This is a genomic window from Streptomyces sp. LBL, from assembly GCF_029893585.1.
Taxonomy (GTDB): domain Bacteria; phylum Actinomycetota; class Actinomycetes; order Streptomycetales; family Streptomycetaceae; genus Streptomyces.
Window position 1 is genome coordinate 53,484 of the sequence record NZ_JARXYX010000006.1, and the last position, 18,637, is coordinate 72,120.

Sequence of the window (18,637 nt, forward strand, 5' to 3'; positions counted from 1 at the left end):
CGGTCTGAGTAACAATATGGGGTGCTCCATCAACTGTTCACCCCCTCCGTCCAGCACACGCTCGACCTCGTCGGCATCTTCGTGTTCGCCATCTCCGGCGCGCTGCTGGCCGTCCGCAAGAACTTCGACGTGTTCGGCATAGCCGTGCTCGCCGAGGTCACCGCGCTGGGCGGAGGGCTGTTCCGCGACCTGGTCATCGGGGCCGTTCCGCCCGCCGCCTTCACCGACCTCGGCTACTTCGTCACCCCGCTGCTCGCCGCTCTCCTGGTCTTCTTCCTGCATCCGCAGATGGAGCGCATCCAGGTCGCGGTGAACGTCTTCGACGCGGCCGGCCTCGGTCTGTTCTGCGTCGCCGGCACGACGAAGGCGTACGAGTACGGGCTCGGGCTCACCGCGTCGGCGGCCCTGGGCCTGGCCACCGCGGTGGGCGGCGGTGTACTGCGGGACGTGCTCGCCAACGAGGTGCCCTCGCTGCTGCGCTGGGACCGCGACCTGTACGCGGTCCCGGCGATGGTCGGTGCCACCATGGTCGTACTGTGCCTGCGCTACGCCGCTCTCACCCCGCTGACCAGCGCGTTCGCGGTCGTCACGGCCTTCGTGCTGCGGCTGCTCGCGATGCGGTTCCACTGGCGAGCGCCGCGTGCGTGGAACCGGCGTTCGACCGTACGGGAGGAGTAGCGCCCAACGCGGTACGGCTCTGGCCCATCTCCTCGGTCAGCCAGAGGAACGACGGGACCATCTGCGGCCGCCACAGCGCCATGGTGTGGCCGCCCGCGCTGCGCGGGATGTAGACCACGTGCACGGTCGTCGGTGCCTTCGCGCTCTGCTCCAGGGCCAGGGCGGCCTCGTAGCCGTCATGCGGCTGGCCGGAGAGGTACAGCGCGATCTGGGGCGGGGTGCGGGCCTCCCTCAGCATCTGCCAGGGGTTGTTCGCCTTCCGCAGGGCCGGGCTCTGCGCGGTCAGCGAGTTGCGTTCGCTGACCGGGTCGTTGTAGCCGGACAGGCTGACCGCGGCCCGGTAGCGGTCGGGGTGGGCGACGGCGAGCCTGGTCGCGCAGTGCGCGCCCGCCGAGTACCCGGCGACCGCCCAGCCCGCCGGAGCGCGGTCGGCGCGGAAGTTGTCCATGACCATCTTCGGCACGTCGACACTGAGCCAGCTGTCGGCGTTCACCGTGCCCGGGATGTTGGCACAGCCGGTGTCCACCCCGGCCAGCAGGTTGGTGCGCGGCGCGACCAGGATGAACGGTGCCACCCGGCCGTCGCGCATCAGCGGCCGCAGCTGCTTCTGCACGTGCAGCGACCCGAACCAGGCCTTTGCCGAGCCGGGATAGCCCGGCAGCAACTCCACCACCGGGAACGTGCGGTGGCGGTAGGCCGGCTCGTGGTACTGCGGCGGCAGCCAGACGTAGACCTCGGCGTTCACGCCGGACACCCGGCCCTTGAGCTGGGTGACCGTCACGCCCCCCGCGACCTTTTTGAACTCCTGCCGGACCTTGGGCAGCCGTTCCAGCGTCATCCCGCCGGTACCGTCCGCCCCCAGGTCCGCGGCCTGCTGCACATGGTCGCCGGTGCCGAGCAGGTCGGCCCAGTTGTCGTAGAGGTTGTTCTCGTTGTTGACGAGTACGAAGACCAGGGCCACGGCCGTTCCCTGGGCGAACAGCAGCATCAGCACCCGGCCCGCCGCCCGCAGGACCCGGGGCCCGCGGATCCGCGACCACAGGAGGAGCGGCAACGTGAGGGCGACGACGGCCAGGGCGATCAGGCTGTAGAGAAACGAAGTCCCGGTAAGGCTCATGCTTCTACAGAGGGAAAGCCGGGGCTTCGGGTTTACGGATGAGTGCGGGCACTTACCGAGAAATTGTCCGGGTCTCACCTGCCAGGTGCCATGTGCCCGCCACGATGAAAGCAGGCAAGCTACCGCTTAGTAATGACCTGTTGTACCGTTCAGGCATGCAAGAAGCAGCCACCGTGCGCGCCGTGATCGGCGACAGCGAGTTCGACCGGGACACCGCGCTCACCCGCCGTGAGCCCGGGGTCTACGACATCGACCTCTCCGCCGGCTGGACGATCATCAACGCCGTCAACGGCGGCTATCTGCTGGCCGTCCTCGGCCGCGCCCTCGCCGACGCCCTGCCGCACGCCGATCCGTTCACCCTCTCGGCGCACTACCTGACCGCCTCCCTGCCGGGCCCGGCGGTCGTGCGTACGGACGTCGTCCGCGCCGGCCGCACCCTCTCCACCGGCCAGGCCTCGCTCTTCCAGTACGACGACCAGGGCCGCGAGATCGAACGCATCCGCGTCCTCGCCTCCTACGGAGACCTGGACGCCCTGCCCGACGACGTGCGGACGGCGGCGGAGCCGCCCACGATCCCGCCCATGGAGCAGTGCTTCGGCCCCGAGGACGGGCCGACCCCGGTCGACGGCAGCTCCGCCCTCGCCGACCGGCTGACGCTCAAGCTCGACCCGTCGACCCTGGGCTGGGCGCTCGGCGCACCCTCCGGCATCGGTGAGATGCGAGCCTGGTTCGGGCTCGCCGACGGCCGCGACGCCGACCCCCTCGCGCTGCTGCTCGCGGTCGACGCACTGCCGCCGACCGCCTTCGAACTCGGTCTGTCCGGCTGGGTGCCCACGGTCGAACTGACGGTTCACGTCCGCGCCCGTCCGGCACCGGGCCCGCTGCGCGTGTCGATCACCACACGCAACCTCGCCGGCGGCTTCCTGGAGGAGGACGCCGAGGTATGGGACAGCGCGGACCGGCTGGTGGCGCAGTCGCGGCAACTGGCGCGGGCCAGGCTGTAGGGGTGGCCGTAGCGGGGCCGGTCGTAGCGGGGCGGTCGTAATGGGGGCGGCCGTGGAAGGAATCACCTGGAGGCGGTTGCAGGGGGCGTCTTCGCGCCCGTTCCGTTGTCCGGCTCAGTCCTGCCAGTACCGGCGGCCGATGCTGATGAGCCGCATCTGACGTTCGGCTACCCGCGCGACGCGTTCCCGTTCCTGCTCCGAGGACTCCAGTGCCTCCAGGAACAGCGAGGCGGTGCTCAGCATCCGGTCGACGTAGAGGCCTGCGAGCATGAGGAGGTCGTCGTCGCTCCAGGCGGCGGCCTCGGGGTCCTTGGCCAGCTCGACCTTCACCTCCTGGCCGAACCTGGCCAGTTGCTGCCGTAGCGCCTCTCGGACCGGCTGGACCCCGCCATGTCGTTCCCGGGCGATAAAACGGACATGAGCGGGGTGCGCGTCTACGTGACGGGCGATCAGCTCGACTGCGCGCGTGATGCGTTGGGTGCTGTCGTCCGTCGTGGACACCGTCGTCCGGACCATGGGGTGCAGGCTGCTCAGCGCCTCCTCGACCAGGGCCACGCCGAGATCCGCGATGGAGCGGAAGTGGCGGTAGAAGGCGGTCGGGGCGACGCCGACGGCGCGAGTGACCTCGCGCAGGCCGAGGCTGCTCAGGCTCTGCTCCTCCAGCAGCCCCAACGCCGCGTCCAGGAGTGCCTGCCGGGTCCGCTGCTTCTGGGCCTGCCGGATGCCGAGAGTGTGACTCATGCCATGCAGTTAACAACTGTTCTCTGGAATTGCAAAGCGAGCGGGCGCGTTAGACTTGAGAGTCAGTGAACGACTGTGACTACAAGCGTTCACCGAAACGTAAACGGAGGGGGATCCCCGCCATGCTGTTCCTGGTCGCCGCACTCCTGCTGTTCGGCGCGGTTCTGGGCACCGTCGCCCACGCCCCGCTGACCTTCTCCCTCGTCGCGGCCGTCGTCATCGCCGTCTGGCTCGGCATCTTCGCGCTCCGCGAGCGCCACGGCCGCCGACACGGCACGTCAGCGCACTGACCGGTCGCACGCACTGACCGGTCGCAGCGTGACCGGCTGTGCACCGACCGGTCGCCGCGCTGACCGCCGTACACCTCCAGCTGTGCACCGACCAGCCGTCCGTACGACCGTACGACCGACTCGACCCAAGGGAGCTGACCCGTCATGCAACTCACCGCACGGGCCGCCACTACCGACAACAACACCACCACGGGCCGCCGCACCGGCATCCACGACGCCGACGGCATGGCCGTCGCGTCCTTCATCCTCGGCCTGCTCGGCCTGCTGGTCCTCAACCTCTTCCTCGGCCCGATCGCCATCGTGCTGGCCGCGGTGTCGCTCTGGCGGGGCACCACCCGCAAGGGCCGTGCCTGTCTCGGCCTGGGCCTGGGAATCGCCGATCTGGTGGTCCTCGTGACGTTCATGCAGCTGGACAACTCGGTGTCCTGGAGCTTCTGATCTCCTGGAGCTCATGAGTGGAGCGGGGGTGGGGCGCCCCGCCGAGGGCGGCCCGTAGAATCGGCGTCACCATGGCATACCTCGACCACGCCGCGACCACCCCGATGCTTCCCGAGGCAGTCGAGGCACTCACCGCGCACCTGAGCGTCACCGGCAACGCCTCGTCCCTCCACGCGTCCGGCCGGCAGGCCCGCCGCACCGTGGAGGAGGCCCGGGAAGCCCTCGCGGAAGCGCTCGGTGCCCGCCCCAGTGAGATCGTCTTCACCGCCGGCGGCACCGAGGCCGACAACCTCGCCGTCAAGGGCCTGTACTGGTCCCGCCGCGACGCCGACCCGGCCCGCACCCGGGTCCTCGCCAGCCCCGTCGAGCACCACGCCGTCCTCGACGCCGTCCACTGGCTCGGCGAACACGAGGGCGCCACCGTCGAGTACCTCCCGGTCGACCGGTACGGCAGGGTCCATCCCGAGGCGCTCCGCGAAGCCATCGCCCGCAACCCCCACGACGTGGCCCTGGCCACGATCATGTGGGCGAACAACGAGATCGGCACGGTCCTGCCGATCCGTGAACTCGCCGAAACGGCAGCCGAGTTCGACATTCCCCTGCACGCCGACGCCGTCCAGGCATTCGGTCAGATCCCCGTCGACTTCGCCGCCTCCGGGCTCGCCGCGATGACGGTCTCCGGCCACAAGATCGGCGGCCCCTACGGCATCGGCGCTCTGCTCCTGGGCCGCGAGTACACCCCCGTACCCGTCCTGCACGGCGGCGGCCAGGAGCGCCACGTCCGCTCCGGCACCCTCGACGTCCCCGCGATCGCGTCCTTCGCGGTGGCCGGCCGACTGGCCACCGAGCAGCGCGAGTGGTTCGCCCGGGAGATCGGCGCCCTGCGCGACGGCCTGGTCGAGGCGGTCCGTACGGCGGTCCCCGACGCGATCCTCGGCGGCGACCCCGCTCCCGGTGGCCGCCTCCCGGCCAACGCGCACTTCACCTTCCCGGGCTGCGAGGGCGACTCCCTGCTGCTCCTGCTGGACGCCCAGGGCATCGAGTGCTCCACCGGCTCCGCCTGCACCGCGGGCGTCGCCCAGCCCAGCCACGTCCTCCTCGCCACCGGCACCGCCCCCGACCTCGCCCGCGGCACCCTCCGCTTCTCCCTAGGCCACACCTCCACGGAGGCGGACGTGGAGGCGGTCGCCAAGGCGATCGGCCCGGTGGTGGAGCGGGCCCGGGCGGCGGGACTGAGCTAGGACCCAGGACCTGGGGAGCTTTGGGCGCCCCGGGACGTCCTCAACGCTCCCGGGAGCCTTGGGAGCCTTGGGAGCCTTGGGGGGGCACGCTCACGCCACGGCCGTACGCGCCTGTCGTACGAGCCTCATGTACCGGTCCCAGTTCCAGTGCTTCCCGGGGTCGGTGTGGTCCGTCCCCGGCACCTCCACATGGCCGATGATGTGCCGGCGGTCGACCGGGATGCCGTAGCGCGCGCATATCCCGGCGGTGAGCCGCGCCGAGGCCTCGTACATCGCGTCCGTGAAGTCCTCCGGCCGGTCGACGAAGCCCTCGTGCTCGATGCCGACACTGCGCTCGTTGAAGACCCGGTTACCCGCGTGGAAGGCCACGTCCAGCTCCCGGATCATCTGCGTGACACGGCCGTCCTTGCCGACGATGTAGTGCGCGGCGGCTCCGTGCCCCGGGTCCTGGAACACCTTGACCGCGCTGTCGAAACTGCCCTGGGTGACATGGACGACCACCATGTCTATGCGGTAGTCGTCGGGCCGGTCCGCGCGCCGCCAGTTCGCGTCGGACGCGGACACCCACCGCGCGCCCACGGAGTCGACCTCGCCCTCCTTACGCGGTTTCTCGACACCGGGCGCGCGCCACCACAGCCGCGTCAGCTCGCCGCGGGCCAGCACGGCTGTGCCCGCCGCGGCCACCGCACCGCCGATCAGCAGAGCACGCCGACCGATGCGCCGGTCGGCGTCCTTCTCGTTGGCTCGTGTCTCCCCCATGTGACCGTGAACGGATACTCGTGAGCTCCGGTTCCCGCGGCCCCGTACCCTGGAAGGGTTATGACTGACACCACGCAGCGCACCCGTCCTCTTCGCGTCCTCGCCGCCATGTCGGGCGGAGTCGACTCCGCCGTCGCCGCCGCCCGTGCGGCCGAGGCGGGGCACGATGTGACCGGCGTCCACCTCGCCCTCTCCGCGAACCCCCAGTCGTTCCGTACGGGCGCGCGTGGCTGTTGCACCATCGAGGACTCACGCGACGCCCGCCGCGCGGCGGACGTCATCGGCATCCCGTTCTACGTGTGGGACCTCGCCGACCGCTTCCGCGAGGACGTCGTCGACGACTTCGTCGCCGAGTACGAGGCCGGCCGCACCCCGAACCCCTGCCTGCGCTGCAACGAGAAGATCAAGTTCGCGGCCCTGCTCGACAAGGCGCTCGCCCTCGGCTTCGACGCGGTCTGCACCGGCCACTACGCCCAGGTGATCGTGCGCGACGACGGCACGCGCGAGCTGCACCGCGCCTCCGACATGGCGAAGGACCAGTCGTACGTCCTCGGCGTGCTGGACGACCGACAGCTCGCCCACGCGATGTTCCCGCTCGGCGACACCCTCACCACGAAGGACGAGATCCGCGCGGAGGCCGAGCGCCGGGGCCTCGCCGTCGCCAAGAAGCCCGACTCGCACGACATCTGCTTCATCGCCGACGGCGACACCCAGGGCTTCCTCGCCTCCCGCCTCGGCAAGGCGGAGGGTGACATCGTCGACGAGTCCGGCACGAAGCTCGGCACGCACGAGGGCGCGTACGGCTACACCATCGGCCAGCGCAAGGGCCTCCGGATCGGCACCCCGGCCCCCGACGGCAAGCCGCGCTACGTCCTCGACATCTCCCCGGTGAACAACACGGTGACAGTCGGCCCGGCCGACGCCCTCGACGTGCACGCGCTCACGGCCGTCAAGCCGCGCTGGTGCGGCGCCGCCCCCACCGGCCCCGGCACCTACACCGCCCAGCTCCGCGCCCACGGCGGCGAGACAGAGGTGACGGCGGCGGTGGTCGACGGCACGTTGGAGGTCACCTTCGCGGAGCCGGTCCGCGGGGTGGCCCCCGGCCAGGCGATCGTGCTGTACGACGGCACGCGCGTGGTGGGGTCGGCGACGATCGCGGCTACGGTGCGGGCTTCCGTCGGCGTGGCCTAGAGAAGATCTTCGGGGCCGCCCCCGGCCCCGCCGCCGTCGTAGGCTCTGCTTGCGGATCGTCCGCCAGGTACGTACATCGTTCGCCGCCCGATTCGCGGGGTCACGAGGCGTTCGGGGGCGTTGTAGACGCAGATCGCCAAGCTGAGGGCTGTCCAACGGGCAGTGATCGAGGACCTGCTGCTCGGGCGGGCCGAGCCCTCAGCTGCCTGAGCGGAGCCGCCTGCTCAACTGCCAAGCCCCGCCTTGATGCTCTTCACCAGCGCCCCGAGCGCAGCCCGGTCCGTGGTGAGAACCCGGGCCGGGCTCTCGCTCTCGCGCAGGGCGATGCCCTCGGGGCTCGGCGCGGCTATCTCGACACAGTTGTTGCCGCCCTCCCCGGAGAAGGACGACTTCAACCAGCACAACTCCGACAAGACCCGCTCCTCTTACATGTCTTTGGCGATCGCGCGGATGAAATCGGCCGACTCTGTCGGAGTCAACGCCGCTCGCTCGGCCAGGTCCAGGCGCTGGCGGAAGTTCTCCAACTGGGTCGGCGAGTCGAAAAACAGGGGGCCGGCTGGTGAATCCATGTGCACGGTGTCCAGGTGTGGGTTGGTGGCCTTCGCGTACAGGACGGCGTCCCCCACCGTGGGGAAGCCTCCGTTGGCGAACGGGATCACCATCAAGGTCACGTTGTCACGCTCGTTCTCGTCCAGCAAGTGATGAAGTTGGGCGCGCGCCACGTCTCGACCGCCGAACTGCATCCGCAGGGCGGCCTCGTGAATGATCCCGATGTAGGGCACCGCCTTGTCCTCCGTGAGTACACGCCGCCGTGTGAGCCGGTGCGCGATCCGCAACTCGACTTCCAGACGCGGCAGTTTCGGCACGACGAGGTCGAAGATCGCTCTGGCGTGGTCCTCGGTGTGGAACAGCCCCGGGAGATGGGACGTCTGCACGGTGCGCAGGTGTACGGCGTAGTGCTCGATCTCGGAGATGTCGAGATGCCCTGGAGGCACTTTGCCCCGGTACTCGTCCCACCAGCCTGGCTTGCGACCACCCGTCATCGCGGCCAACGTGTCGATCAGGTCCTCGTCGTTGCATTCGTAGATGCTGGCCAGTCGTCGTAGTCGCTCCTCACCGATGCCGTAACGCCCTGCCTCGATGTTCGAGATGTTCGTGCGATCAGTACCGAGCGCGCCGGCAGCCGCGGGGGCTGACATGCCAACCGCTTCACGAAGTCGCCGCAACTCCAAACCCAGGCGCCGCTGCCGGATGGTCGGGGTGTTCGGTGCCATCAAGCCCCTCCTTTTTCGCGCACAGTGTGCCGATGGTCGCGCTCTGAGTCCATCTCGCAAAAAAACTACACCCGTTCCAGTGATGTGAATGGCACGGGTTAAATCCCTCTCGCTATGGTGTGACTCAGGCCACCACCCCCGCCCCGCCCAGCGGAAGAGCACCGGCACCCCAATCGCCCATCCGGAGGGCGGCAAGGGTGCCGACAGAGACACCGCACCCACCGGGAGCCGGAGGCCACGGCCCACCCGCGCGATCAGTAACCGCGCGCACCCACCACAGCCACTCGCACCAACGGAGGTGCCGCGTGACCCACCCCCCCACCACCCCCACCACCCCCACCGCCCCGGACGCCCTCACCACCCACGCCGACGACCCCGAACCCCCTCCACACCCCAGCCCGCTCCCCTTCACCGCACCCTGGAGCTACGAGCTCCACTTCCCCTGTGACCCCCGCGCCCCCGGCATCACCCGCCTCACCCTCCGAGCCGTCCTCACCGCTCATGGCCTCGCCGAACTCGTAGAGCGGGCGGAACTTCTGACGTCCGAACTCGCGACGAACTCCGTGCGGCACACCAGGGGGCCCGCGTTCGTCCGCCTGCACTGGCTGGATCCCGTACTCCGGGTCAGCGTGTGGGACATGAGCCCTGACCTGCCGACACTCGTGCCACCCCCGGCCGTACCGGCGCACGCGGACAGGGGGCGGGGTCTCCTGATCCTCGATCTGCTCGCCGACCGCTGGGGCGGCTGCGGCACGGGCGAGGGGCCGTACGGGCCCTCCGGCAAGACGATCTGGTTCGAGCTGAACCTGCCCTTCCCGCCGTCACCGATGGCGCCCACGCTCGCGGCCTGATCCCGCCGGTCGATCCGCCCGGCCGGGCAACCGGCCACAGGAGTGCGGCACTTCACGTGGAAGTGCCGCACTCCCTCTGTGCGCTTGCCGAGCACTCGCCGAGCATGTGCGGCGCCTACCCACCGGGCCGATCCGCATCGGCCGGGAGCGCGCACGTATCCGCAGCGAGAAGGGCATCCGCTGGAGTCAGCGGCTCACAAAGGCCGCAGCCTGATCGCCGGCCCCGGTGAACGTTCCCGGTCAGAGCCGAGTGCGGAACTGCTCGTCAGGGGCGGGCGTGAACACCGAGACCCCCGGAGACGACGAGGTTGTCGCCGGTGATGTAGCCGGCCGAGTCCGAGGCGAGGAAGGCCACGGCTTCGGCGATGTCGGCGGGAGCGCCGACGCGGCCGAGCGGGACGTCCCGAGCCCAGGAGTCGATCATTTCCTGGGAGACGCCCATCTTGCTGTAGGCAGGGGTGTTGATCAGTCCTGGGCTGACGGCGTTGACGCGGATGCGGCGGGGGGCGAGTTCGAGCGCGAGGGACCGCATGAGGGGCAACAGTGCGCCCTTGGCGGCTGTCATGGCGGCTCCGACCCCTTCGCCGGCGCCCACGGTGAATACGACCGATGCGCCCTCGTTGAGGAGCGGGAGCGCCTTTTGCAGGGTGAAGAAATTGCCCTTGACGTTGATGTCGAACAGGGCATCGAAGGCGGCTTCGTCGGTTGACTCGATCGGGCCGGGGCGGGAGATGCCCGCGTTGAGGAAGAGCAGGTCGAGGGAGCCGAATTGCCGGCGTGCCTGCTCCACCGCATGGTCGATGTCCGGCAGGGATCGTGCGTCGGCCTGGACGACCGTGACGTCTTCGGGAAGTGCGGCGTCGGCGAGGCTGCTGACGCCGGTGACCATGACGCGGTAGCCGCGGGAGCGGAGCAGTTCAGCGGTCGCCTTGCCGATACCGCTGGTTCCACCGGTGATCAAAGCTGCAGGTGCGGACATGATGCGTTCCTTTGCGTGCTTCTGGGAGGTAAGGGGTGATCGGTGAGCGGTTCCGGGTTGCCGTGGGACGGCGGGCTGGACCGGGACGCGACGGCGACCACCTTTCTGGCAGCGTACGACTGATTGGCAGTGACTGCCAAGTGTGAAGTGACTGCCAGTCTGGCAGTGCCGGGTAATCTGGTGGCATGAAGCAGGAAGCCAAGACAGCGACGGGCGCACCGACCACGCTGTGGGACCGGACGCGGCAGCTGGCCTCCCAGGCGATCCTCGAGACGGCTCTGCGCCTGTTCACCGAGCAGGGCTACGACGAGACGACCGTCGCCCAGATCGCCAGGGAGGCCGGCGTCTCCCAGCGCACCCTCTTCCGCTACTTCGGCGCCAAGGAGGACCTTCTCGGCGCTGACCAGGACCGGTTCGGGCAAGTCCTGACGGACACGATCAGCGAACTACCGGCCGAAGTCGGTGTCTGGGAGGCCCTGCGGGCAGGGGTTGCTGCCGTACTGGCCTTGCGTGACAGCCCCGAGCAGGCCCTGGAGCGGTTCCGTCTCCTGCACAACACCGCCTCGCTGCGTGCCGGTTGGCTCGAAAAGCGACTGCGGTTCCAAGAGGACCTGCTGCCGCTCATCGAGGCGCGCATGGACGCTGCTGTCGGCAGTACGGCTCCGAGGGCCCGCGCGGTGATCGCGACGGCGTTCGCATGCCTGGATGCCGCATCGATGACGTGGGTCGACGATGACGGCAAGGGCGACATCATGGATCTGTACGACGAGTGCCTGGCTGCGGTACGTGGCTGACCAGCCCGGAAACCGCAGGGATTCGGCGTAGGCGCTTGACGTCCGGTTCGTGATGACGTCCGGTTTGTGATGATCTGCCGGCCCGGCGGGGTTCCGGGAACGTGACGGGTGCGGACTTCCAAGATCAGGGAGTTGTCGACGGCCTGTGATCCCGGTGGAAGACCCCGCCTACGGGCGAGTCATTGCCGACCCCGCCTGCCGTTGACCAACTCCGCCCGCAGCCCCAAGCCGTTCCCGGGGAGATCCCGGGCCTAAAGCCGCGACTGCACGAGGTGCCCGACCCGCGAGATCCGCGCGGTGTTGGGGCTCACGTGCCCACGGAACGGCATCCCACCGAGACTCTGCCCAGGGGCCTACTCGCCCGCCGGAACTCGAACGAAGCCCTCGGTCCAATAGTCCTCATCGAGCTCGCAGGCGTCGAAGGAGAAGCACTCGGGTTCCTCACTGAATCCCGGTAGCAGTCGTGCCTGGCGCACACGCTCTTCAACCCGTTCGAGGGTTGAGTAGATACCGAGCAGCTTTACGTCGTCGCCGTCCGCCTCGTCGCAGAACACGCCGCTCTCATCGGCGTGCACCGTCGATCCGTCGTCGCCGGCTTCGTTCTGGTGGCCGACATGCCACAGCGGATACACGATCACGGACGCGAAGCTATCAGCACGCGAGTTCGTGGGGCCTGCGACGTTCGGCGCCCCTCACCTCCTGGGACCTCACGAACACAAACGGGCATCCCGCGACTTCGCCGAAGCCCTCAGGAACCGTAGACCGGCAGGTCCGAACAGCTCGCACGGCGGAGCAGTTCGCGCGGTGCTCGGCGTGCGATTGGTGGGTTTCTTCCCGAGTCGGTTGTTGAAACGCCTGCTAGGTGTCGTGCTCGCTGATACAAATCCGCCCATTGCTGAACGTGTCACAGACGCCCGCTCAGCTCCGCGGCCCCACCTTCAGGGTCCGTATCAGCGCCTTCAACGCAGCCCGGTCCGTCCTCAAAGCACTGGCGGGGCTTCGTTTTCCCGGAGCGCTATGTCCTCAGGGGCCGTCGCGGCTATCTCGACGGAGTTGTTGCCGCCCTCTCCGGAGAAGGACGGCTTGAGCCAGCCCGGCTCGGGCAAGACATGGTCCCTCTGACAAGTCCTTGGCGATCCTGCGGATGAAATCCGCGGACTTCTTCGGAGCCAACGCTGCCTGCTCGGCCAAGTCCAGCCGCAGGCGGAAGTTTCCAACTGGGTCGGCGAGAGGGGAAGAACAGCGGGCCTGCCCCTCGCCCCGCCCACCGTCGCCCCCGATCTCGCGAGCCGCGTGCACGACTACCTGCGCGGCGGGAGCTCCGCATGACCGTCCCCGTCACACTCGCGGTGGCCGACACCAGCGTTCTGCTTGCCGCCTTCAAGCCCCGGTACAACCCGTGGTTCTCCATCCGGAGTTCCCTATCCGGCCCGGACATCGGCGCGAACCGGAGTGGCTGAACCTAGGTGTGCGGGGGCGAGTCCCCGAAGAACTCCGCCAACACCGGCGCCAGCGCCTGCGGGTCCACGATGTGGGTCTGCCCGTCCAGCACCCGGTACGCGCCCCCGGGTACCGCGTCCGCGACCGCTCGGGCGGCCTCTCGGAGCCACGGGGGGCTCGCCCCGCCCGCGACGGACAGGACGGGCAACGTGATCGACGCCAGCAGGTCCCGGTGGACCCGGCCGTCGCCCATCACTGCGTCGTCGTGGGCGAGGCTCGGGGCGATGGCCTCCATGCCGGGCCACATGGGGGAGCGGCGGGCGCCCTGGATCATCTCCTCGGCGAGGCCGGTGAGCCTCAGGAACAGCTCGACCGCGTCCCCGCGCCGGCCCTGAGCGAGCGCCTCCGTCAGGTTCTCGGTGTACTCGGCGCGCTCCTTCGCCCCGCCCTCGCCCACGGCGAACGGCACCTCGTACACCGCTGCCCGGCGCACCGGCAGCCCGCTCGCCGCCGCGTGCAGCACCAGCGCACCGCCCGACGAGATGCCGTACAGCGCCGCCTCGCCGCCCGTCACCTCGATCAGCGCGGCGAGATCCTCGACCTCGCGTTCCACCGCGTACGGGGCCGTGTCGCCGCTCTCGCCACGGCCCCGGCGGTCGTACACGAGGACATCGAAACGGTCCGACAGGGCCGCGGCCAGCGGCCGCACCGTGCCGGCCGTCGACATCGCGCCGCTCACCAGGACGATCGCCGGGCCCTGTCCGGTGCGTTCGTACGCGAGGGGCGTTCCGTCGCGCGAAAGGGTCTTCTTGTCCATGACTGTGAAGACTGCCCGAAAGCACCGAACTAATCGGTCACAACACTTCTACTTCGTAGAAGCAGAAGTGGTCCTTGATGCCGGCCACGTCCGGCTTCGGCTCGGGATACGCCCACACCAGGTCCGCCGCGTCCGGCAGCGACCAGTAGGAGGCCGTGCCCTTGAACGGACAGTACGTGTGGGTCTCGGAGGGGGTCAGCAGGTCGAGCCGTACGTCCTCGGGCGGGAGGTAGTACCGCACCGGACAGCCCGTCTCCCGCAGGAGGAGGGGTCGCTCGCTCTCCGCAAGCACCTGGTCGCCCTGCGTGACCCGTACGCGTCGTGTGCCCAGCTCGATCGTGATCGTGTGTGTCCTGTCAGGTGTCACCTGTGCATCGGCCATACCGGAAAAGCACTCGCGGGCCCCCGGTTCTTCCCGGGTACGGTGACCGCATGCGAATCTGCGTCTTCCTTTCCGCCGCCGACCTCGACGAGCGGTACACCCGGCCCGCGCGGGAGTTCGCCGAACTGATCGGCAAGGGCGGGCACACTCTGGTCTGGGGCGGCTCCGACGTCGGTCTGATGAAGGTGGTCGCCGACGGGGTGCAGGGGGCGGGCGGCCGACTCCACGGGGTCTCCGTGGACTTCCTGGCGGCCAGGACGCGCGCGGGTGCCGACGAGATGGTCGTGGCGAAGGACCTCGCCGAGCGGAAGAAGCTCCTCCTGGAGAACGCCGACGCGGTGGTGATCATGGTGGGCGGCACCGGCACACTCGACGAGGCCACCGAGATCCTTGAGCAGAAGAAGCACGGCCACACCGACAAGCCGGTGGTCCTGCTCAACACCGCGGGCTTCTACGACGGTCTCAAGGAGCAGTTCCGGCGCATGGAGGACGAGGGGTTCCTGCCCCGTCCGCTGACCGACCTGGTGTTCTTCGCGGAGGAGCCGGTGGGGGCGCTGGCGTACCTGGAGGAGAGCCAGGGCATCGAGTGAGGCCAGAACGTCGAGTGAGGTGAGGCGGGTGTGGGGCGGGAGTGGGTGATGCGAGCATGGCGGGCATGGCTACACATGTGATCACCGGAGCCGGGTCCGGTATCGGCGCGGCCGTCGCCCGTCGGCTGCACGCGCGCGGGGACGATCTCCTGCTGCACGCGCGCGACGCGGGCAGGGCGAAGGAGTTGGCGGCGGAGTTTCCCGGAGCTAAGACGCTGGTGGGCGATCTCGCGGACCCCGACAAGCTCTCCTGGGCCTTCTCCCACCAGACCCTTCCGGACCGCGTGGACTCGCTCCTGCACATCGCGGGGGTGGTCGACCTCGGCCCGGTCGCCGAGCTGACCCCCAAATCCTGGCGTCACCAGCTCAACGTCAACCTGATCGCGCCCGCCGAACTGACCCGCCACTTCCTGCCCCAACTCCGCGCCGCACGGGGCCATGTGGTGTTCGTGAACTCGGGCGCGGGCCTGCGGGCGAGTGCCGACTGGTCCGCCTACGCCGCCTCCAAGCACGGCCTGAAGGCCCTCGCGGACTCGCTGCGCCACGAGGAGCACGACAACGGCGTCCGCGTCACCACGGTCTACCCCGGCCGTACGGCCAGCCCCATGCAGGCCAAGGTCCATCAGCAGGAGGGCAAGGAGTACGACCCCGCCCAGTGGATCGACCCCGAATCGGTCGCCACGACGATCCTCCTGGCTCTCGACCTCCCGAGGGACGCGGAGATCAACGATCTGACGGTACGGCCGGGACGCTGAGGCCGCTGTCGTCGGGGACTCCTCCCGGGCCCCGCGCCCCGCAACCTACGTAGGCTTCCCCTGTGAACGCACACTTCAGCTTCGCCCCCGCCACCGGCGTCGGTTCCCTGCCCGGCGGTGATGCCCGGGAGGCCGCGAAAACCGCCACCGGTTCCTTCGAGGACTTCCCGTTCCTGCCCGAGCTCCCCGCCCGGGGCCCCGGCGCCGACATGATCGGCCGGACCGTCGGGATGCTCGTCGAGCTGTACGCGCGCGTGGAGCCCAGCGGCTGGCGGATCGGTGACCGGCCGGGACGGGACACCAGGCGGGCCTGGTCATGGCTCGGCGAGGACCTGGACGCGCTGGAGGAGTTCACGCAGGGCTACGAGGGACAGCTGAAGGTGCAGGCCGTCGGCCCCTGGACCCTCGCCGCCGCCCTGGAGCTGAGGAACGGCGAGGTCGCCCTCTCCGATCCCGGCGCCTGCCGGGACCTCGCCGCGTCCCTCGCCGAGGGCCTGCGGCTGCACCTGGAGGAGGTCCGACGGCGCGTACCGGGCGCCCAGATCGTCGTCCAGCTCGACGAGCCGTCCCTCATCGCCGTACTGCGCGGCCAGGTGAAGAGCGCCAGCGGCTACCGCACCCACCGAGCCGTCGACCGCCAGGTCATCGAGGCCACACTCCGGGACGTCGTCGGGGTTCACGGTGGCGGACCGGTCGTCGTCCACTCGTGCGCACCGGAGGTCCCGTTCGCCCTGTTGCGACGGGCGGGCGCGGCCGCGGTCTCCTTCGACTTCTCGCTTCTCACCGAACGTGACGACGACGCGATCGGTGAGGCGGTGGAAGGGGGGACCCGGCTCTTCGTCGGTGTCGTGCCGGGCACGGACGGCCCGTTGTCAGACCCTGCCGGTAGCGTCATGGGTGTCAGGACGTTGTGGCGCAGGCTGGGGCTGCACCCGGGGCTTCTCGCGGAGGCGGTCACGGTCACTCCGTCGTGCGGACTCGCGGGGGCTTCCCCGGCGTACGCACGCGAGGCACTGGCCCACTGCGCCCGGGCGGCGAGATCCCTCGCGGACAACCCAGAGTAACGGGAGGACGACACGGTGGCCGGCGAAGAGCAAGCGGAGACCACGGTGCCCACCGAGGCACGGGAGCAGCACGCGCAGCTCGCTGAGCAGATCGAGGAGCACCGCTTCCGGTACTACGTGAAGGACGCTCCCGTCGTCAGCGACGCGGAGTTCGACCAGCTTCTGCGCACTCTGGAGGCGCTGGAGGAGGAGCATCCGGAGCTGCGGACACCCGACTCGCCGACCCAGAAGGTCGCTGTCGAGTACGAGACGGACCTCGCCGAGGTCGAGCACCGCGAACGCATGCTCTCCCTCGACAACGTCTTCGACGACGAGGGCCTGGCCGCGTGGGCCGACCGCGTCGCCAAGGACGTCGGCAGGCCCGACTACCACCTGCTGTGCGAGCTCAAGGTCGACGGCCTCGCGGTGAACCTGACGTACGAGGACGGCCGGCTGACCCGGGCCGCCACCCGGGGCACCGGACGCATGGGCGAGGACATCACCCCCAATGTGATGACGATCGCGGAGATCCCGCACCGCCTGAAGGGCGACCGGGTCCCGCGGCTCGTCGAGATCCGCGGCGAGGTCTACTTCCCGATGGAGGCCTTCCAGGACCTCAACGCCCGCCGGGTGGCGGCCGGCGAGAAGCCGTACGCCAACCCCCGTAACTCCGCCTCGGGTTCCCTGCGCCAGAAGGACCCCAAGGTCACCGCGACCCTGCCGCTGCACATGGTCGTCCACGGCATCGGGGCCCTGGAGGGCTTCGACGGCATGACCCGTCTCTCCCAGGCGTACGACCTGCTGAAGACCTGGGGCCTGCCGACCTCCCCGCACAACAAGGTGGTCGACGACCTCGACGGCGTACGGGAGTTCATCGCGTACTACGGCGAGAACCGTCACTCCGTGGAGCACGAGATCGACGGAGTCGTCGTCAAGCTCGACGAGATCCCGCTGCAGGGGCGCCTCGGTTCCACCTCGCGTGCGCCGCGCTGGGCGATCGCCTACAAGTACGCGCCGGAAGAGGTGAACACCAAGCTCATCAACATCCGCGTGGGCGTGGGCCGTACGGGCCGGGTCACGCCGTACGCGCAGGTCGAGCCGGTCACGGTGGCCGGTTCGGAGGTCGAGTTCGCCACCCTGCACAACCAGGACGTGGTCAAGGCCAAGGGCGTGCTGATCGGCGACACCGTCGTGCTGCGCAAGGCCGGTGAGGTCATCCCGGAGATCCTCGGCCCGGTCGCCGACCTGCGCGACGGCAGCGAGCGCGAGTTCGTGATGCCGAGCGAATGCCCCGAGTGCGATACGGCGTTGCGGCCGATGAAGGAGGGCGACGTCGACCTGCGCTGCCCGAACGCCCGCGGCTGCCCCGCCCAGTTGCGCGAGCGTCTGTTCTATCTCGCCGGGCGCAAGTCGCTGGACATCGAGCACTTCGGCTATGTCGCCGCGGCCGCCCTCACCCAGCCGCTGGAGCCCGCCGAGCCGCCGCTCACCAACGAGGGCGACCTGTTCGACCTCACCATCGAGCAGTTGCTGCCCATCAAGGCGTACGTTCTCGACCAGGACAGCGGCCTGCCCAAGCGGGACCCGAAGAGCGGCGAGGAGAAGGTCGTCACCATCTTCGCGAACCAGGAGGGCAACGCGAAGAAGAACGCGCTGGCGATGCTGGAGAACATCGCGGCCGCCAAGGAGCGCCCGCTCGCCCGCGTTCTGACCGGTCTGTCGATCCGTCACGTGGGTCCGGTCGCCGCTGTCGCGCTGGCCCGCGAGTTCCGCTCCATCGAGCGGATCGACCAGGCCACCGAGGAGGAACTGAAGAACACCGACGGCGTCGGCCCGATCGTCGCCGCCGCCGTCAAGGAGTGGTTCGCCGAGGACTGGCACCGCGAGATCATCCGAAAGTGGCAGGCCGCCGGCGTCCGCATGGAGGAGGAGGGCTCCGGCGAGGACGAGGGCCCGCGTCCCCTCGCAGGGCTCACCGTCGTCGTGACCGGCACGCTGGAGCACTTCACGCGGGACGGAGCCAAGGAGGCGTTGCAGAGTCGTGGCGCGAAAGTGACCGGTTCTGTTTCGAAGAAGACGTCGTTCGTCGTTGTGGGTGACAATCCTGGATCGAAGCACGACAAGGCGATGCAGCTGAAGGTTCCGGTGCTGAACGAGGACGGGTTCGCCGTCCTGCTGGAACAGGGCCCTGAAGCGGCTGCCGAAGTCGCGCTGCCGGCAGAGGAGTAGCGAGGAGCAGCGGTTGAAGGCCAC

The 18,637-nt window shown here is 69.6% G+C and carries 22 protein-coding genes; 13 read left to right on the plus strand and 9 right to left on the minus strand.

All coding sequences use genetic code 11. The annotated features are described in order from the left end of the window. The first annotated feature begins 21 nt into the window (after positions 1–21). Positions 22–678, plus strand: coding sequence for a trimeric intracellular cation channel family protein (locus tag M2271_RS08900; protein WP_280886566.1), 657 nt, complete (start codon positions 22–24; stop codon positions 676–678). Here M2271_RS08900 and M2271_RS08905 read toward each other — a convergent pair. Beyond that, a complete protein-coding gene (locus M2271_RS08905) occupies positions 587–1,795 on the minus strand; it encodes an alpha/beta hydrolase-fold protein (RefSeq protein WP_280886567.1) in 1,209 nt (402 codons plus the stop codon). The genes M2271_RS08900 and M2271_RS08905 overlap by 92 nt on opposite strands. Before the next feature lie 155 nt (positions 1,796–1,950). Here M2271_RS08905 and M2271_RS08910 point away from each other — a divergent pair, with 155 nt between their 5' ends. After that, positions 1,951–2,799: a thioesterase family protein gene (locus M2271_RS08910; protein ID WP_280886568.1), complete on the plus strand. Its 849-nt coding sequence runs from the start codon at positions 1,951–1,953 to the stop codon at positions 2,797–2,799. Between the two features lie 114 nt (positions 2,800–2,913). Here M2271_RS08910 and M2271_RS08915 read toward each other — a convergent pair whose 3' ends face one another. Then, on the minus strand, positions 2,914–3,540 hold the full coding sequence (locus M2271_RS08915; RefSeq protein ID WP_280886569.1) for a TetR family transcriptional regulator: 627 nt from the start codon (positions 3,538–3,540) through the stop codon (positions 2,914–2,916). A 122-nt stretch (positions 3,541–3,662) separates the two neighbouring features. Here M2271_RS08915 and M2271_RS08920 point away from each other — a divergent pair, with 122 nt between their 5' ends. The 3 genes from M2271_RS08920 (at position 3,663) to M2271_RS08930 (ending at position 5,509) form a co-directional block, all read left to right on the plus strand. Beyond that, positions 3,663–3,830, plus strand: a complete 168-nt coding sequence (locus M2271_RS08920) for a hypothetical protein (protein ID WP_280886570.1) — start codon at positions 3,663–3,665, stop codon at positions 3,828–3,830. A 144-nt stretch (positions 3,831–3,974) separates the two neighbouring features. Continuing rightward, a complete protein-coding gene (locus tag M2271_RS08925; protein ID WP_280886571.1) occupies positions 3,975–4,268 on the plus strand; it encodes a DUF4190 domain-containing protein in 294 nt (97 codons plus the stop codon). A gap of 71 nt (positions 4,269–4,339) precedes the next feature. Continuing rightward, positions 4,340–5,509 carry a cysteine desulfurase family protein gene (locus M2271_RS08930; protein ID WP_280886572.1) on the plus strand — a complete coding sequence of 390 codons (1,170 nt, stop codon included), beginning with the start codon at positions 4,340–4,342 and terminating at the stop codon, positions 5,507–5,509. A 90-nt stretch (positions 5,510–5,599) separates the two neighbouring features. Here the strand turns inward: M2271_RS08930 and M2271_RS08935 are convergent, their stop codons facing one another. Next, positions 5,600–6,268: an N-acetylmuramoyl-L-alanine amidase gene (locus tag M2271_RS08935; protein ID WP_280886573.1), complete on the minus strand. Its 669-nt coding sequence runs from the start codon at positions 6,266–6,268 to the stop codon at positions 5,600–5,602. A gap of 60 nt (positions 6,269–6,328) precedes the next feature. Here M2271_RS08935 and mnmA point away from each other — a divergent pair, with 60 nt between their 5' ends. Beyond that, positions 6,329–7,459, plus strand: a complete 1,131-nt coding sequence (gene mnmA / locus M2271_RS08940; protein ID WP_280886574.1) for a tRNA 2-thiouridine(34) synthase MnmA — start codon at positions 6,329–6,331, stop codon at positions 7,457–7,459. 224 nt (positions 7,460–7,683) lie between these two features. On the opposite strand, the gene M2271_RS08945 is transcribed toward mnmA, so the two are convergent. Both M2271_RS08945 and M2271_RS08950 read right to left on the minus strand, forming a co-directional pair. After that, complete coding sequence (locus tag M2271_RS08945; RefSeq protein WP_280886575.1) at positions 7,684–7,872, minus strand: DUF397 domain-containing protein; 189 nt, start codon at positions 7,870–7,872, stop codon at positions 7,684–7,686. Positions 7,873–7,884: 12 nt separating this feature from the next. Continuing rightward, positions 7,885–8,733: a helix-turn-helix transcriptional regulator gene (locus M2271_RS08950; RefSeq protein WP_280886576.1), complete on the minus strand. Its 849-nt coding sequence runs from the start codon at positions 8,731–8,733 to the stop codon at positions 7,885–7,887. Between the two features lie 305 nt (positions 8,734–9,038). Here M2271_RS08950 and M2271_RS08955 point away from each other — a divergent pair, with 305 nt between their 5' ends. Beyond that, complete coding sequence (locus M2271_RS08955) at positions 9,039–9,584, plus strand: ATP-binding protein (RefSeq protein ID WP_280886577.1); 546 nt, start codon at positions 9,039–9,041, stop codon at positions 9,582–9,584. Between the two features lie 265 nt (positions 9,585–9,849). On the opposite strand, the gene M2271_RS08960 is transcribed toward M2271_RS08955, so the two are convergent. Beyond that, positions 9,850–10,563, minus strand: coding sequence for an SDR family oxidoreductase (locus tag M2271_RS08960; RefSeq protein ID WP_280886578.1), 714 nt, complete (start codon positions 10,561–10,563; stop codon positions 9,850–9,852). Positions 10,564–10,748: 185 nt separating this feature from the next. On the opposite strand from M2271_RS08960, the gene M2271_RS08965 reads away from it, so the two are divergent. Next, positions 10,749–11,357 carry a helix-turn-helix domain-containing protein gene (locus M2271_RS08965; RefSeq protein ID WP_280886579.1) on the plus strand — a complete coding sequence of 203 codons (609 nt, stop codon included), beginning with the start codon at positions 10,749–10,751 and terminating at the stop codon, positions 11,355–11,357. Positions 11,358–11,710: 353 nt separating this feature from the next. On the opposite strand, the gene M2271_RS08970 is transcribed toward M2271_RS08965, so the two are convergent. Continuing rightward, positions 11,711–11,995, minus strand: a complete 285-nt coding sequence (locus tag M2271_RS08970; protein ID WP_280886580.1) for a hypothetical protein — start codon at positions 11,993–11,995, stop codon at positions 11,711–11,713. 687 nt (positions 11,996–12,682) lie between these two features. Between M2271_RS08970 and M2271_RS08980 the strand changes: the two genes are divergently transcribed. Continuing rightward, the gene (locus M2271_RS08980) at positions 12,683–12,817 is read left to right on the plus strand and encodes a hypothetical protein (protein ID WP_280886582.1); all 135 of its coding nucleotides are present in this window, start codon (positions 12,683–12,685) and stop codon (positions 12,815–12,817) included. 2 nt (positions 12,818–12,819) lie between these two features. Here M2271_RS08980 and M2271_RS08985 read toward each other — a convergent pair whose 3' ends face one another. Both M2271_RS08985 and M2271_RS08990 read right to left on the minus strand, forming a co-directional pair. Beyond that, positions 12,820–13,614 (minus strand): alpha/beta hydrolase, encoded by a 795-nt coding sequence (locus M2271_RS08985; RefSeq protein ID WP_280886583.1) that lies wholly within the window; start codon positions 13,612–13,614, stop codon positions 12,820–12,822. Positions 13,615–13,651: 37 nt separating this feature from the next. Then, a complete protein-coding gene (locus M2271_RS08990; protein ID WP_280886584.1) occupies positions 13,652–13,996 on the minus strand; it encodes a DUF427 domain-containing protein in 345 nt (114 codons plus the stop codon). Between the two features lie 50 nt (positions 13,997–14,046). Here M2271_RS08990 and M2271_RS08995 point away from each other — a divergent pair, with 50 nt between their 5' ends. The 4 genes from M2271_RS08995 to ligA all read left to right on the plus strand — a co-directional run bounded on the left by M2271_RS08995 (position 14,047) and on the right by ligA (position 18,613). Then, positions 14,047–14,586: a TIGR00730 family Rossman fold protein gene (locus M2271_RS08995; RefSeq protein ID WP_280886585.1), complete on the plus strand. Its 540-nt coding sequence runs from the start codon at positions 14,047–14,049 to the stop codon at positions 14,584–14,586. Between the two features lie 65 nt (positions 14,587–14,651). Next, positions 14,652–15,341: an SDR family oxidoreductase gene (locus M2271_RS09000; RefSeq protein ID WP_280886586.1), complete on the plus strand. Its 690-nt coding sequence runs from the start codon at positions 14,652–14,654 to the stop codon at positions 15,339–15,341. A gap of 62 nt (positions 15,342–15,403) precedes the next feature. Next, positions 15,404–16,405: a methionine synthase gene (locus M2271_RS09005; RefSeq protein ID WP_280886587.1), complete on the plus strand. Its 1,002-nt coding sequence runs from the start codon at positions 15,404–15,406 to the stop codon at positions 16,403–16,405. A 15-nt stretch (positions 16,406–16,420) separates the two neighbouring features. After that, positions 16,421–18,613, plus strand: a complete 2,193-nt coding sequence (gene ligA, locus M2271_RS09010; RefSeq protein WP_280886588.1) for an NAD-dependent DNA ligase LigA — start codon at positions 16,421–16,423, stop codon at positions 18,611–18,613. Positions 18,614–18,637: the final 24 nt, after the last annotated feature.